Below are 13930 nucleotides of genomic sequence, written 5' to 3' on the forward strand. Positions count from 1 at the left end.
ACCTCATGACCGGCGGCCCGGCAAGACAGATATCGTAAGCCGTGCAAGGCCCACGAGGCGAGGGGAAGCGGCTGTCCGTTTCCCGCCAGTGGCATGATGTTCATCACAGTTTGGTATTCAGGGGCCGGACGCGACACAGACGGCGTCATTGACCACCCCGACTATAATCAAACACCCGTGATGACCGGTTCAGACTCCATGCCCGACCCCGCTGCCCTGCTTGCCCTGGATGCCCGCCGCTCGGTGCCCTCGCGGCAACTGGGCGAGCCCGGACCGGACCCGGCCACCCTGCAGCGGATGCTGGCCTCGGCGGTGCGCGTGCCCGACCACGGCAAGCGCGTGCCGTTCCGCTTCCTGAAAATCGCCGGCGATGCACGTCACACTCTGGGCGACTTCCTGGCCGAACGCAGCCGCCAGCGCGACCCGCATGCCGGCGAGGCCGTGTTCGAGAAGGACCGTCAGCGTTTCAGCCACGCCCCGCTGGTGATCGTGGTGGTCGCCAGCCCGCGCCCGGACCCGAAGGTGCCCGAACAGGAACAGCTGATGACCGCCGGCTGCGTCTGCTTCGCCCTGCTGCAGGCCGCGCAGGCGATGGGCTTCGGCGCACAGTGGCTGACTGCCTGGATGGCCTTCGATCCGGCCGTGCACGCCTATCTGGGGCTGTCCGAGGGCGAAGGCATTGCCGGTTTCATCCATATCGGCACGCCGAAGGCCGCCGTCCCCGAACGCGAGCGCCCCGACCCGGCGGCCCTGCTGCGCGACTGGACGCCGCCGGCATGACCCTGCCGGCTCCGCCGCCGTCGCTGTACCTGGTCGACGCCAGCATCTACGTGTTCCGCGCCTGGCACTCGCTGCCGGACCAGTTCCAGGACGCCCAGGGCTGGCCGACCAATGCAGTGCACGGCTTCGCCCGCTTCCTGCTGGACCTGCTGGAGCGCGAGCGCCCGCGGCACATCGCCATCGCCTTCGACGAAGCGCTCGACAGCGGCTTCCGCCACCGGCTGTATCCGGCCTACAAGGCCAACCGTGATCCGGCACCGGAGGCGCTCAAGCGCCAGTTCGTGCACTGCAAGGCGCTGTGCGCGGCGTTGGGCCTTGCCGTCCTGGCCCACCACGAATACGAGGCCGACGACCTGATCGGCAGCGCCCTGCACGTGCACCGCGGCAGCCATCGCGGGGTGATCATCTCCGCCGACAAGGACCTGTCGCAGCTGCTGCTCGACCACGACGAACAGTGGGACTACGCGCGCAACCAGCGCTGGGACGTGGCCGGCGTGAAGGCGCGACATGGCGTGCACGCACACCAGATCGCCGACTACCTGGCGCTGTGCGGCGATGCGGTGGACAACATTCCCGGTGTCAGTGGTGTCGGCAGCAAGTCCGCCGCCGTGCTGCTGGCCCACTTCGGCAGCATGGATGCGCTGTACGAACGCCTGGACGAAGTGCCGTTCCTGCGCCTGCGCGGTGCCGCGCAGATGGCCGTGCGCCTGCGCGAGCAGCGCGAGCATGCCCTGCTCTGGCGCCAGCTGACCACCATCGCGCTGGACGCGCCGCTGGAAGGCAGCCAACCCGGCCTGCTGCGCCAGACCGCCGATCCCGAGCTGCTCGGTGGCCTGTGCCAGACCCTGCGCTTCGGCCCGATGACCCGCCGCCGGCTGTTCGATGCCGCTGGCGTGGCCGATCCCGTTCCCACTCCATCCTTTTCCAATTCCAGCGAGCCCGCATGAGCCAGCGCAACACCGAAGCCCCGCGCGTCGTCTATGAAGGCAAGTACCAGCGCATGCTGGTGCGCGGCACCTGGGAATACAGCGAACGTACCCATGCCGGTGGCCTGGCCGCGATCATCATCGCCGTCACCCCGGAGGACAAGGTGCTGTTCGTCGAGCAGTTCCGCGTACCGCTGCAGGCCCCCACCATCGAAATGCCGGCCGGCCTGGTCGGCGACATCGATGCGGGCGAATCGATCGAAGTCTCGGCCGTGCGCGAGCTGGAAGAAGAAACCGGCTGGACCGCCGACCACGCCGAAGTGCTGATGATCGGCCCGACGTCTTCCGGCGCCAGCAGCGAGAAGATCGCCTTCGTACGTGCCACCGGCCTGCGCCGGATCGGCGAAGGTGGCGGCGATGACAGCGAAGACATCACCGTGCACGAGATTCCGCGTGCACAGGCGGCGGCGTGGCTGGTGCAGAAGATGGGCGAAGGCTACGAGCTGGATGCCAAGCTGTGGGCCGGCCTGTGGATGATCGAGCACCACCTGGACGGGCGCCCGCGTGGCTGACGCCGACCTGCACGCACTGCCGGCGCTGCTGGACGCCGACGATCCGGCGATCTACAGCCTCCACCGGCCGCAGGGCGCCTCGCCGTACCTGCTGCTGGCTGACCACGCCGGCCAGCAGGTGCCGCGTGCTCTGGGCAGGCTTGGCCTGGCGCAGGCCGAACTTGACCGCCACATCGGCTGGGACATCGGCATTGCTGGCACCACTCGTGCACTGGCCGAACGTCTGGATGCCTGGGCGATCGAACAGACCTATTCGCGGCTACTGATCGACTGCAACCGCCCACTGGCCTCGCCGACGCTTATTCCGGAAGTGAGCGACCACACCGTGGTCCCGGGCAATGCCGGGCTTTCGGCAGCACAGCGGCAACAGCGCATCGATGCGATCCACGCGCCCTACCACGCGCGCATCGACGCGGAACTGGATGCACGCCGCGATGCCGGCCGCCCCACCCTGCTGGTGATGATGCACAGCTTCACCCCGGTGATGAACGGCATGCAGCGGCCGTGGCATGCCGGTGTGCTGTACCACCAGGACACGCGCTTTGCGCATGCGCTGCTGCAGGCACTGCGCGATGAAGGCGACCTGGTGGTGGGTGACAACGAACCGTATTCGGTCAGCAGTACCAGCGACTACGCGGTACCGGTGCATGGCGAAGGGCGCGGCCTGGTGCATGTGGAACTGGAAATCCGCCAGGACCTGATCGCCGATGCCGCCGGGCAGCAGGCATGGGCGGAGCGGCTGGCGCGGATCTTCAGCACGTTGCAGCCGCAGTTGCTGGCCCTGGCGTGATCCCATCCACGCATGGCGTGGATCTACTCGCGATACCCCAGTAGATCCACGCCATGCGTGGATGGTGTTGTTCAACGCAATACGGGAACATCCATCCACGGGAACGGCTTGAAACCGCGCACCTGCAGCGTTGCGCCAATGGCCGCGAAGTCATCCTTGATCTCCTGCGCACGCTTGCGGTCCAGTGCTTCTCCCAGCATCAGCGGCAACCCACGACAGCGCGGCAGCGCGTCGCCCACCGGAATCTCCAGCAGGCGCGCCACGCGCTGGGCCACTGCCTTGACCTGCGCCTCCGGACACGCGACCAGCACCAGATCAAACGACGCGAAGATGCCCGCACCAATGCCGGCCTCGCGTGCCGCCGCCTGTTCCCCAACACCCGCTTCGCCCAGTGCCTCGTCGATACCTTCAACCTGCTGGAAGGCATCGACTCGGCGTAGTACGCCAGCGCCCGTGCATGGTCGGCCAGCGTGGACAGCGGCCGCTGCCGCTTCTGCACGTCGAGCACGTCGGCGAAAGTCGCCGGTTCAAGAAAGGTGGACAGGCCCAGCGCGCGCGCTTCGGCGGGGACATCACCGCCGTCGTCGAACGCCGCGTCTTCATCCGCCGGCAACCAGAAACGCGCCTGCAGCAGATCGCCCCCGGTGGCGTGCACCCAACCGAAGGAGGCGTACACCGCATCGTCATCGTTGCAGGCCGCAAAGGCGCACAGAGTCTGTTGAAGGTCCAGCAGTTCGATCATGCGTCGTTGCCCAGGCAGGCGGTCACTGCCGAGTCTACCGGTGCCGGGCGCAGGCCCAGCGCGATCACCACGCCGAACGCGGCGAACAGCGCGGCGCCGTACTGTGCATTGACCATGCCCTGCAGCGCATCAGGACTGGTTGCCGCCTGCGTGCCGCGCGCGGCGTTGGCCACCATCACCAGTACCGCCAGTCCCAACGCGCCGCCGATCTGCTGTGCGGTGGCGGCCATGCCGGACGCCACTCCCTGCTGCGGCCCCGGCACGCCCTGTCCGGCCACGATCCACATCGCCGTCCAGCTCATGCCCTGGCCCACGCTGAGCACCACGATGCCCGGCAGCAGCGGCCAGTAACCTGCGCCATGCGGCATCGCCAGCGCCACCGCGGTGATGCCGATGGCACCGGCCGCGAAGCCCCAGGCCAGCACCTGCCGTGGCGAACGGCGCCGCAGCATGCGTTCGGCAATGCGGATGCCGAAGGTGCACACCAATGTCGGCAGCAGGAAGGCCAGGCCGGCCTGCAGCGGGCTCCAGCCATAGCCGTCCTGGAAGTAGAGCGCCAGGAAGTAGTACTGGACGCCGTAGCTGCTCATGAAGGCGAAGGTCAGGCCGAGTGCCGCGCGCAGGCCGGGCAGGCGCAGCAGCGCGAACTGCATCAGCGGGTCACGGCTGCGCTTTTCGATCTGTACGAACACCGTCAACAGTACGGCTGAAAGCAGCAGGCAGATGAGCGTAGCTGGCGCCGTCCAGCCCCACTCCGGGCCCTGCACCAGGGTGGTGACCAGCAGGCTGCCGCCGGCGGTGACGGTGAGGCAACCGGCCAGATCGAAGGAACGGCCCTGCACGCGCGGGCCATCGGCCGGCAACCACGCACCGGCAGCGACCGCGCACGCCGTGGCCAACGGCACGATCACCGCCAGCACCGCCGGCCAGCCGAACGCCTGGGTCAGCACACCACCGAGCAGCGTGCCCAGCGCCAGGCCGACCGCGCTGGCCATGCTCCAGATCGCCAGCGCGCGGTTGCGCACCGGGCCTTCGGCATACAGCGTGTTGATCAACGCCAGCGTGGCCGGGAACAGCAGTGCAGCGCCGATGCCCTGCGCCGCGCGCGCGATGATCAGCAGGGTGGCATTCGGCGCCAACGCGCCGAGCAGCGAGGCCAGCGCGAACAGCAGCATGCCCAGCCGGTAGAAGCGGCGACGGCCGATCAGGTCGGCAGCGCGCCCACCCAGCAGCAGGCTGCCGCCGAACGCTACGGTGTAGGCACTGACCACCCATTGCAGCTGCTGCGCGTTGATCTGCAGCGCGCGCCCCATGTCATGCAGGGCAACGAAGATGATGGTGGCATCCAGGGCGATGATCAGCTGTGCGGTGGCCAGCAGGGTCAGCGCCCAGCGCGGGTATTTGAGGGGAGGCATCGGCGGTCTGGCACGGTGGGGGAACGCAGTCTCATTGATGCCGCCCAATCAATAAACCCCTAAGTGACCATATCTGTCATGATTTTCAGCATGAATGCAGCCTCGATGGACCTCAATGCAGTGCGCATGCTGGTGCAGGTGGCCGAAGCCCGCAGCTTCACCGTGGCCGCCGGCCAGCTGGGCCTGAGCCAATCCGGCCTGTCGCGCGCGATCGGTCGGCTGGAGGCCAGCCTGGGAGTGAAGTTGCTGCAGCGGAACACCCGCAACGTGGCACTGACCCCGGACGGCCGCCAGTTCGTCGAACAGGTGTCGCCGCTGCTGGCCGGCCTTGGCGATGCCGAACGGCAGTTGGCCGACCGTCCGTGCACGCCCTCAGGCACGCTGAAGATCAGCGCGCCATCGATGTTCGGGCGCAAGGTGCTGGTACCGCTGCTGGCGCCGTTGCTGCAGCAGCATCCGCAGCTGCAGGTGGAAGCCGTGCTCAGCGATCGCCTGGTCGATCTGGTGGAGGAAGGCTTCGATGCCGCGCTGCGCACCGGCGTCATCGCCGACCAGCGCATCGTCGCGCGCCCCCTGCGGCCGCTGCGCTGGGTGACGGTGGCAAGCCCCGCCTATCTGGCGCGCTGTGGCGCACCGGACGATGTGACCGCATTGCAGGATCACGCGTGCCTCGCGGTGCGCAACCTGCGCAGTGGCCGGCTGGTGGACTGGCAGTTCCTGCAGGACGGACACCTGCGCGAGTTCACCCCACCGACGCGGATGGTGTTCGACAGCGGCGATCCGCTGGTGGAAGCGGCCATCGCCGGCATTGGCATCGTGCAGGTGATGGATTTCGCGGTGGCCGACGCGCTGGCCGATGGCCGCCTGCAGCGCGTGCTGCAGCCATTTGAAGGCCGCAGCCGCGCGCTGTCGTTGATCTACCCGCCGTCGCGCCAGCACTCGCCGAAGCTGCAGGTGCTTGCCGACGCGTTGCTGGCCGGGGAGTGGTAGCGCCGGCCGCTGGCCGGCGCCTACGCCGATCCAATCGTTTCGGGGTTGCCGGCCAGCGGCCGGCACTACCGGGCTGTGGTAGATCCACGCCATGCGTGGATGAGGGCAGGTAGCGCCGGGCATGGCCCGGCGCTACCGATCAGGCGAAGCTATCGGTGGCGCGCACCAGCGCGTCCACGTTTTCGGCTTCGAACGCCGAGTGACCCGAGGCCGGCGTGATCTCCAGCTTCGCCTTCGGCCACACCTTGGTCAGGTCCCAGGCGTTGGCCAGCGGGCAGACCACGTCGTAGCGGCCGTGCACGATCACGCCGGGAATGTTGGCGATGCGGTGGGCGTCGCGCAGCAGCTGGTCTTCCACCTCGAAGAAGCCGCCGTTGACGAAGTAGTGGTTCTCGATGCGGGCAAACGCCAGCGCGAAATGCGGGTCTTCGTGGCTGTTGATGAAGTCGTCATCGACGTGCAGGAAGCTGGTCGCGCCTTCCCACACCGCCCACGCCTTGGCCGCTTCCAGGCGGGTGGTTTCGTCGTCGCTGGTCAGGCGGCGGTGGAAGGCCGAGATCAGGTCATGACGCTCCACCGACGGAATCGGCTTCAGGTAATGCTCCCACGCATCCGGGAACAGGCGGTTGGCGCCTTCCTGGTAGAACCATTCCAGCTCCCAGCGACGCAGCATGAAGATGCCGCGCAGGACCAGTTCGGTCACGCGCTGCGGGTGGGTTTCGGCATAGGCCAGGGCCAGGGTCGAGCCCCAGCTGCCGCCGAACACCTGCCAGCGATCAACCTTGAGGTGCTCACGCAGCTTCTCGATATCGGCGACGAGGTCCCAGGTGGTGTTGTCCACCAAGTCCGCGTGCGGAGTGGAACGGCCGGCACCGCGCTGGTCGAACAGGATGATGCGGTACTTGGACGGGTCGTGGAACTGGCGCATCTTGTCGCTGCAACCACCGCCCGGGCCACCGTGCAGCATCACCACCGGCTTGCCGTCCGGGTTGCCGCACTGTTCGAAGTACAGCGTGTGGCGGTCGTCGACCTTCAGGGTGCCGACGTCGTAGGGGGTGATGGCGGGGTACAGCGTACGCATGCTTGCAGCTCCAGGGTGATGCCCTGCCGGGGCAGGAGAACCTCCATTCTAGGCCGGACGCCGGCCCAGGGTGATCCGGTCGCGCTGCTCCAGGTCCTGCACGGTCTGCACCTCCGCAAAACCCGCGGCGTCGAACAGCGCGCGGATCGCCGCGCCCTGGTCCCAACCGTGCTCGATCAGCAGCCAAGCGCCGGGCAGCAGGTGGGCCTGGCCACCGTCGACGATGCGGCGGATGTCATCCAGCCCGTCCACGCCGGAGGCCAGCGCAGTGGCCGGTTCGAAGCGCAGGTCGCCCTGTGCCAGGTGCGGGTCGTCGCTGGCGATGTACGGCGGGTTGCTGGCGATCAGGTCGAACCGCACGCCCTGCAGCGGCGCATACCAGTCGTGCCCGCCCTCGGCGAAGCGGACGTTGCGCAGTTCATGGCGCTCAGCATTGCGCGCGGCCACGGCCAGCGCGCCCGGGCTGGCATCGGTGGCCAGCACCTGCGCCTGTGGCCGCTCGCTGGCCAGCGCCAGCGCGATGGCGCCGCTGCCGGTGCCCAGGTCGGCCATCCGCAGCGCACGGTCCTGCGGCAGGCGCTCCAGCGCCAGCTCGACCAGCAGTTCGGTTTCCGGACGCGGGATCAGCGTGGCCGGGTCGACCTCCAGGTCCAGCGTCCAGAAACCGCGGCGGCCGGTCAGGTAGGCCACCGGCTCGCCGGCCACGCGGCGGGCCAACAGCGCTTCGAAGGCGGCCTGGTCGGCGGCGGCGAGCGGATCGGTGGCATGCGCGAACAGCCAGCTGCGTGGGCGGTCCAGCACGTGCAGCAGCAGCAGTTCGGCCTCATGGCGGGCCTCGACGCCGCCGAGGCGGGCACTGGCCTCGGCCACGACCTGGCGCAGGGTGGGTTCGGGTTGCAGAGACATTCCGCAATTGTAGAGCCGAGCCCATGCTCGGCTGCTCCACCCGCAGCCGAGCATGGGCTCGGCTCTACAAAAGCTGCAATCCGTTCAGGTTCTGGCGGAGGGAATAAGGAGGGGCTATCGGCCACATTCTGCGCCTCCGGGGGCTTTCCCTTGTCACACAGGCAGTTGCAGGATGAGGGCGGCAAGGTTCAGTGCCGGCTCATGGGCCTTTGATAGACTCCATCTATCAAATAGATGCAATCAATGGATTGTTCTTATCGCGAGCGAATCGGTAACCTAGCTCCTGTCGATTCACCCACTCCCCTTCACCAGAGGAAAAATGATGTCCCTCATCAACACCCAGATCCAGCCGTTCGAAGCCAACGCTTACCACAATGGCGAGTTCATCAAGGTTTCCGACAACAGCCTGAAGGGCCAGTGGTCCGTCCTGATCTTCATGCCGGCCGCCTTCACCTTCAACTGCCCGACCGAGATCGAAGACGCCGCTGACCACTACGCCGAGTTCAAGAAGGCCGGCGCCGAGGTCTACATCGTCACCACCGACACCCACTTCTCGCACAAGGTGTGGCACGAAACCTCGCCGGCCGTCGGCAAGGCCCAGTTCCCGCTGGTCGGCGACCCGACCCACCAGCTGACCCGCGCCTTCGGCGTGCACATTGAAGAAGAGGGCCTGGCCCTGCGCGGCACCTTCATCATCAACCCGGAAGGCGTGATCAAGACCCTGGAGATCCACTCCAACGAGATCGCCCGTGACGTCGCCGAGACCCTGCGCAAGCTGAAGGCTGCCCAGTTCACCGCCGCCAACCCGAACCAGGTCTGCCCGGCCAAGTGGAAGGAAGGCGAGAAGACCCTGACCCCGTCGCTGGACCTGGTCGGCAAGATCTAAAGCAGTACCGGCCTGCCGTGGCCCCACGCCATGGCGCGCCTTTCATCCCCGTGCCGGTCCCCCCGCCGGCGTGGGGGTGAACCCAAGACAGCCAACGCACGCCCGCCTTGGCCAGCCAGCACCTTCCACGGTCGCTGTCTTGGGTTCACCCCTACCCCCTGCTGGTCCGCTACCTTCTACAGCGGTGCCACGCCCCCTGTTTGCCTGAAGCCAGGAGATGACCCGATGTTGGACGCCAACCTGCAGTCGCAGCTGAAGACCTATCTGGAGCGCGTGACCCGCCCGATCCAGATCACCGCGCACGCCGACGACGGCGCCAAGTCGCAGGAAATGCTGGAACTGCTGCAGACCCTGGAAAGCCTGTCGGACAAGATCACGCTGCAGGTCCTGCGCGATGGTCAGGGCCGCGTGCCGTCCTTCGACCTGGGCACCCCGGGCCAGGACATCCACCTGACCTTCGCCGGCCTGCCGATGGGCCACGAGTTCACCTCGCTGGTGCTGGCGCTGCTGCAGGTCGGCGGCCACCCGTCCAAGGCCACCGCCGAGCTGATCGAGCAGGTGCAGAACCTGGAAGGTGAATACAAGTTCGAAACCTACTTCTCGCTGTCCTGCCAGAACTGCCCGGACGTGGTGCAGGCACTGAACCTGGCCGCGGTGCTCAACCCGCGCATCCAGCACGTGGCCATCGACGGCGCCCTGTTCCAGGACGAAGTCGAGCAGCGCGAGATCATGTCGGTGCCGACCGTGTACCTCAACGGTGAAGTGTTCGACCAGGGCCGCATGACCCTGGAGCAGATCGTGGCCAAGCTGGACACCAATGCCAGCAAGCGCGATGCCGAGAAGATCGCCGCCAAGGACGCTTTCGACGTGCTGGTGGTCGGCGGTGGCCCGGCTGGCGCTGCAGCGGCGATCTATGCCGCACGCAAGGGCATCCGCACCGGTATCGCCGCCGAGCGTTTCGGTGGCCAGGTGCTGGACACGATGGCGATCGAGAACTTCATTTCGGTGAAGGAGACCGAAGGCCCGAAGTTGGCCACGGCGCTGGAACAGCACGTGCGCGAGTACGAGGTGGACATCATGAACCTGCAGCGCGCCAGTGCACTGGTGCCGGCCGGTGAAGACGGCCTGGTGCAGGTGCAGCTGGAGAACGGTGCGGTGCTGAAGTCGCGCTCGGTGATCCTGTCCACCGGCGCGCGCTGGCGGCAGATGAACGTGCCGGGCGAAGACCAGTACCGCAACAAGGGCGTGGCCTACTGCCCGCATTGCGATGGTCCGCTCTTCAAGGGCAAGCGCGTGGCGGTGATCGGCGGCGGCAACTCCGGCGTGGAAGCGGCCATCGACCTGGCCGGCATCGTGTCGCATGTAACCCTGCTGGAGTTCGATTCCAGCCTGCGCGCCGATGAAGTGCTGCAGAAGAAGCTGCGCAGCCTGGCCAACGTCACCGTGCTGACCAGTGCGCAGACCACCGAAGTGCTGGGCGACGGCAGCCGCGTCACCGGCCTGGTCTACAAGGACCGCGTCGGCGGCGATGCCCACCGCGTCGAGCTGGAAGGCATCTTCGTGCAGATCGGCCTGCTGCCCAACACCGAGTGGCTGAAGGATGTGGTGGCGCTGTCGCCGCGTGGCGAGGTCGTCATCGACGACCGCGGCCAGACCAACCTGCCGGGCGTGTTCGCTGCTGGCGATTGCACGACGGTGCCCTACAAGCAGATCATCATCGCCATGGGCGCCGGTTCGACCGCCGCACTGAGCGCGTTCGACCACCTGATCCGCTCGTCGGTGAGCAACAGCAGCGGTGCCGTTGCTGAAGCAGCCTGATCCACCGTTCCCAGATCACCGGGAACATTGTCTGCCTGTCGGGTAACCACGCCGTCAGCCGGTCCGTTACCCCTGGGGTGTAAGGATGAACCTACGTGATCTGAAGTACCTGGTAGCCCTGGCCGACCACAAGCATTTCGGCCGGGCTGCCGCCTCCTGCTTCGTCAGCCAGCCCACGCTGTCGACGCAGATCCGCAAGCTGGAAGAAGAGCTGGGCCTGCCGCTGGTGGAACGCGCACCGCGCAAGGTGATGCTGACCCCGGCCGGCCAGGAAGCGGCGGCACGGGCACGGGTGATCGTGTCCGAAGTGGAACAGCTGAAGGAAGCGGCGCGACGCAGCCGCGATCCGGAAGCCGGTACGGTGCGCCTGGGGATCTTCCCGACCCTCGGCCCGTACCTGCTGCCGCATGTGATCCCGCGCATCCGCGAGCGCTTCCCGGAGCTGGAACTGCTGCTGGTCGAGGAAAAGAGCGACGTGCTGCTGGATCGCCTGCGCGAAGGCAAGCTCGACGCCGCGCTGCTGGCCCTGCCGGTGATCGACGACCAGCTGCATGCCGAATTCCTGTTCGAGGAACCGTTCCTGCTGGCCGTGTCCGGGCGCCATCCGCTGGCCCGCCGCGAACACCTGGACGTGCAGGAACTGGCCACGCAGAAGCTGCTGCTGCTGGAAGACGGCCATTGCCTGCGCGACCAGGCGCTGGAAGTCTGCCGCCTGTTCGGCGCCAACGAGAAGTCCGAGTTCCGCGCCACCAGCCTGGAAACGCTGCGGCAGATGGTCGCCGCCGACGTCGGCATCACCCTGCTGCCGAGCCTGTCGGTGCAGCCGCCGGTGCCGCGCTCGAACAACATCCGCCTGCTCGACTTCACCGGCGAAGGCCGTCCCAGCCGCCGCATCGCCATGATCTGGCGCCGCAGCTCGGCCATGAACGACTTCCTGATGGAGCTGGCCGACCAGTTCAAGCGCCTGCCGCAGGCGCTGTTCACGCTGGAGGCGCTCGATGCCGGCAGCGATGCACCGGCCCTGCCCGGCCCCGCGCTGAACGGCTGAGCCCCCGCAGTACCGGCCCGGAATCGGCAGGAGTCGATTCCGGCCGCATTTGTCCCCACAATACAGACAGGCGGCGCCAGCAGGTGCCGCCTTTTGCATGGCTTTCAACCAAGGAGCTTCACCATGAACACCGCCAGCGGCCTGCCGCCGTCGATCACCGTTTCCACCTTCGACATGGACCGCCTGGATGCCATGCTCGAATCCCCTGCGCTGAGCCAGACGCCTGCCGCGCTCGCGCTTGCTGAAGAACTCAACCGGGCCACCGTGCTGGCGCCGGACCAGATTCCCGAAGGCATCGTCATGATGCATTCGCGCGTGGAGTGCGAAGATGAAGTGTCGGGCGAGAAACACGTCCTGACCCTGGTCTTCCCCCGCGAAGCCAACGTCGATGAAGGCAAGGTGTCCGTGCTGGCCCCGGTCGGCAGTGCCCTGCTGGGCCTGGCCATCGGCCAGAGCATCGACTGGAACGCGCCCGGCGGCCGCAAGCTGCGCCTGCGCGTGACCGCGGTCCACAACGACCGCCCCTGATTACCGCTGCGCACCGCGCGCGATTCGATCCCCCTGCACCAGGAGCCGTAATGAGTACCCCGTCCAAACTGTCCCAGCTGCGCGAACTGTCCGTGGTCGTTGCCGATACCGGTGACTACGAGGCGATCAAGCGCCTGCAGCCGGTGGACTGCACCACCAACCCGACCCTGGTGAAGAAGGCGCTGGACCTGCCGGTCTACGCCGAGCTGATCGAACGCGAACTGGCTTGGGGCCGCCAGCAGACGGGCGACCGCGAAGCCGTGGTGCACGCCGTGGCCGACCGCCTGACCATCGGCGTCGGCGCGCTGCTGAGCACGCTGGTGCCGGGCCGCGTGTCCACCGAAGTGGATGCCGACCAGGCCCACGACACCGCCGCCACCGTGGCCAAGGCCCGCCAGTTCATCCAGATGTACGCCGATGCCGGCGTGCCCCGCGAGAAGATCCTGATCAAGATCGCCGCGACCTGGGAAGGCGTGGAAGCGGCGCGCATCCTGCAGGCCGAGGGCATCGACTGCAACCTGACCCTGATCTTCAACCCGACCCAGGCCCTGGCCTGCAGCGAAGCCGGCGCGTTCCTGATCTCGCCGTTCGTCGGCCGCATCCTCGATTGGTACGTGGCCAACGGCCAGACCCCGGCCAGCATCGACGAAGACCCGGGCGTGAAGTTCGTGCGCGGCGTGTACGCCGAATTCAAGCGCCGTGGTTCGCCGACGGTGGTGATGGGCGCCTCGTTCCGTTCGACCGCGCAGATCGAAGCGCTGGCCGGCTGCGACCGCCTGACGATTTCGCCGGACCTGCTGGAGAAGCTGGACGCCGACCACGGCGAGCTGCCGCGCAAGCTGGTGGCCGGTGCGGCGGATGGCGTGGCGGTGACCCCGATCGATGCGGCGAAGTTCGCAGCCGACCTGGCGGCCGATCCGATGGCGACCGAGAAGCTGGCGACCGGTATCGATGCGTTTGCCAAGGATCTGGAAGCACTGCGCGCGCGCATTCGTTCGGAACTGTGAGGATTCCGGCCAACGGCTGAGCCCCTCGTGGCGGGGGCTCAGAGCAAAAGCCGCGCTGGGTCGGGCGGGTTGGGTTCGCGGGAGACGCCGTGAATCCATCCCTGGAGGCTTGGCCGCCGCATCCATGCGGCGGACTGATCTGGCCCCCCCGTCAGCGGACGCCAAGAAGCGATACTTTGATCGCACTTGGAGGTCCCTTATGTCCCGTATCACCCGTCGTAGCTACACCGATGAGTTCAAGCACCAAGCCGTGGAGCTGGCCGAGTCGCTCGGCCCAGCCGCAGCGGCCCGCCAATTGGAAATGTCCGTCAAAACACTGGCAAATTGGCTTGACGCGGTCCGTGCGGGCCGGTCGTTGACCTCTGAGGCCCGCAGGCCGGCCACTGACCTGGAAAGCGAGATCAGCCGCCTTCGGGCCGAGAACGCCAATCTGAAGATGGA

At 67.4% G+C, this 13930-nt stretch carries 16 protein-coding genes; 11 read left to right on the forward strand and 5 right to left on the reverse strand.

Going from position 1 to position 13930, the window contains the following annotated elements:
• The first annotated feature begins 198 nt into the window (after positions 1–198).
• The 4 genes from DFO63_RS15010 to DFO63_RS15025 are packed head-to-tail and all read left to right on the forward strand — an operon-like array spanning position 199 to position 3068.
• Entirely contained in the window at positions 199–780 is a 582-nt protein-coding gene (locus DFO63_RS15010) for a nitroreductase (RefSeq protein ID WP_119007272.1), read from the forward strand.
• Positions 777–1727 carry a 5'-3' exonuclease H3TH domain-containing protein gene (locus DFO63_RS15015; RefSeq protein ID WP_119007254.1) on the forward strand — a complete coding sequence of 317 codons (951 nt, stop codon included), beginning with the start codon at positions 777–779 and terminating at the stop codon, positions 1725–1727. The genes DFO63_RS15010 and DFO63_RS15015 overlap by 4 nt, the downstream gene beginning before the upstream one ends.
• The gene (locus tag DFO63_RS15020; protein ID WP_075675308.1) at positions 1724–2278 is read left to right on the forward strand and encodes an NUDIX hydrolase; all 555 of its coding nucleotides are present in this window, start codon (positions 1724–1726) and stop codon (positions 2276–2278) included. The genes DFO63_RS15015 and DFO63_RS15020 overlap by 4 nt, the downstream gene beginning before the upstream one ends.
• The gene (locus tag DFO63_RS15025; RefSeq protein ID WP_119007255.1) at positions 2271–3068 is read left to right on the forward strand and encodes an N-formylglutamate amidohydrolase; all 798 of its coding nucleotides are present in this window, start codon (positions 2271–2273) and stop codon (positions 3066–3068) included. The genes DFO63_RS15020 and DFO63_RS15025 overlap by 8 nt, the downstream gene beginning before the upstream one ends.
• Before the next feature lie 71 nt (positions 3069–3139).
• Here the strand turns inward: DFO63_RS15025 and DFO63_RS22365 are convergent, their stop codons facing one another.
• Genes DFO63_RS22365 through DFO63_RS15035 form a run of 3 tightly spaced genes read right to left on the reverse strand, consistent with a single transcriptional unit; the run spans position 3140 to position 5225 of the window.
• Complete coding sequence (locus DFO63_RS22365) at positions 3140–3268, reverse strand: hypothetical protein (protein WP_259337434.1); 129 nt, start codon at positions 3266–3268, stop codon at positions 3140–3142.
• A complete protein-coding gene (locus DFO63_RS15030; protein WP_259337435.1) occupies positions 3268–3810 on the reverse strand; it encodes a hypothetical protein in 543 nt (180 codons plus the stop codon). Before DFO63_RS15030 ends, DFO63_RS22365 begins: the two co-directional genes overlap by 1 nt.
• Positions 3807–5225 (reverse strand): MFS transporter, encoded by a 1419-nt coding sequence (locus tag DFO63_RS15035; protein ID WP_049443149.1) that lies wholly within the window; start codon positions 5223–5225, stop codon positions 3807–3809. Before DFO63_RS15035 ends, DFO63_RS15030 begins: the two co-directional genes overlap by 4 nt.
• A gap of 105 nt (positions 5226–5330) precedes the next feature.
• Between DFO63_RS15035 and DFO63_RS15040 the strand changes: the two genes are divergently transcribed.
• Positions 5331–6215: a LysR family transcriptional regulator gene (locus tag DFO63_RS15040; protein WP_119007273.1), complete on the forward strand. Its 885-nt coding sequence runs from the start codon at positions 5331–5333 to the stop codon at positions 6213–6215.
• Positions 6216–6354: 139 nt separating this feature from the next.
• On the opposite strand, the gene pip is transcribed toward DFO63_RS15040, so the two are convergent.
• Both pip and prmC read right to left on the reverse strand, forming a co-directional pair.
• Positions 6355–7296: a prolyl aminopeptidase gene (gene pip / locus DFO63_RS15045; protein WP_101764955.1), complete on the reverse strand. Its 942-nt coding sequence runs from the start codon at positions 7294–7296 to the stop codon at positions 6355–6357.
• Positions 7297–7344: 48 nt separating this feature from the next.
• Positions 7345–8202 carry a peptide chain release factor N(5)-glutamine methyltransferase gene (gene prmC / locus DFO63_RS15050; RefSeq protein ID WP_119007256.1) on the reverse strand — a complete coding sequence of 286 codons (858 nt, stop codon included), beginning with the start codon at positions 8200–8202 and terminating at the stop codon, positions 7345–7347.
• A gap of 322 nt (positions 8203–8524) precedes the next feature.
• Here prmC and ahpC point away from each other — a divergent pair, with 322 nt between their 5' ends.
• The 6 genes from ahpC to DFO63_RS15080 form a co-directional block, all read left to right on the forward strand.
• Entirely contained in the window at positions 8525–9088 is a 564-nt protein-coding gene (gene ahpC, locus DFO63_RS15055) for an alkyl hydroperoxide reductase subunit C (RefSeq protein WP_014036055.1), read from the forward strand.
• Positions 9089–9313: 225 nt separating this feature from the next.
• Positions 9314–10906, forward strand: coding sequence for an alkyl hydroperoxide reductase subunit F (ahpF, locus tag DFO63_RS15060; protein WP_119007257.1), 1593 nt, complete (start codon positions 9314–9316; stop codon positions 10904–10906).
• An 85-nt stretch (positions 10907–10991) separates the two neighbouring features.
• The gene (locus DFO63_RS15065) at positions 10992–11954 is read left to right on the forward strand and encodes a LysR substrate-binding domain-containing protein (protein ID WP_014646003.1); all 963 of its coding nucleotides are present in this window, start codon (positions 10992–10994) and stop codon (positions 11952–11954) included.
• 123 nt (positions 11955–12077) lie between these two features.
• The gene (rnk, locus tag DFO63_RS15070; protein WP_014036052.1) at positions 12078–12482 is read left to right on the forward strand and encodes a nucleoside diphosphate kinase regulator; all 405 of its coding nucleotides are present in this window, start codon (positions 12078–12080) and stop codon (positions 12480–12482) included.
• A 50-nt stretch (positions 12483–12532) separates the two neighbouring features.
• Complete coding sequence (locus DFO63_RS15075) at positions 12533–13489, forward strand: transaldolase (RefSeq protein WP_119007258.1); 957 nt, start codon at positions 12533–12535, stop codon at positions 13487–13489.
• A gap of 199 nt (positions 13490–13688) precedes the next feature.
• Positions 13689–13930, forward strand: a 242-nt coding sequence (locus DFO63_RS15080) for a transposase (RefSeq protein WP_147416455.1), incomplete at its 3' end; no start/stop codon positions are given.

It is taken from the genome of Stenotrophomonas sp. AG209 (assembly GCF_003550055.1).
In the GTDB taxonomy this organism is placed as follows: Bacteria; Pseudomonadota; Gammaproteobacteria; order Xanthomonadales; family Xanthomonadaceae; genus Stenotrophomonas.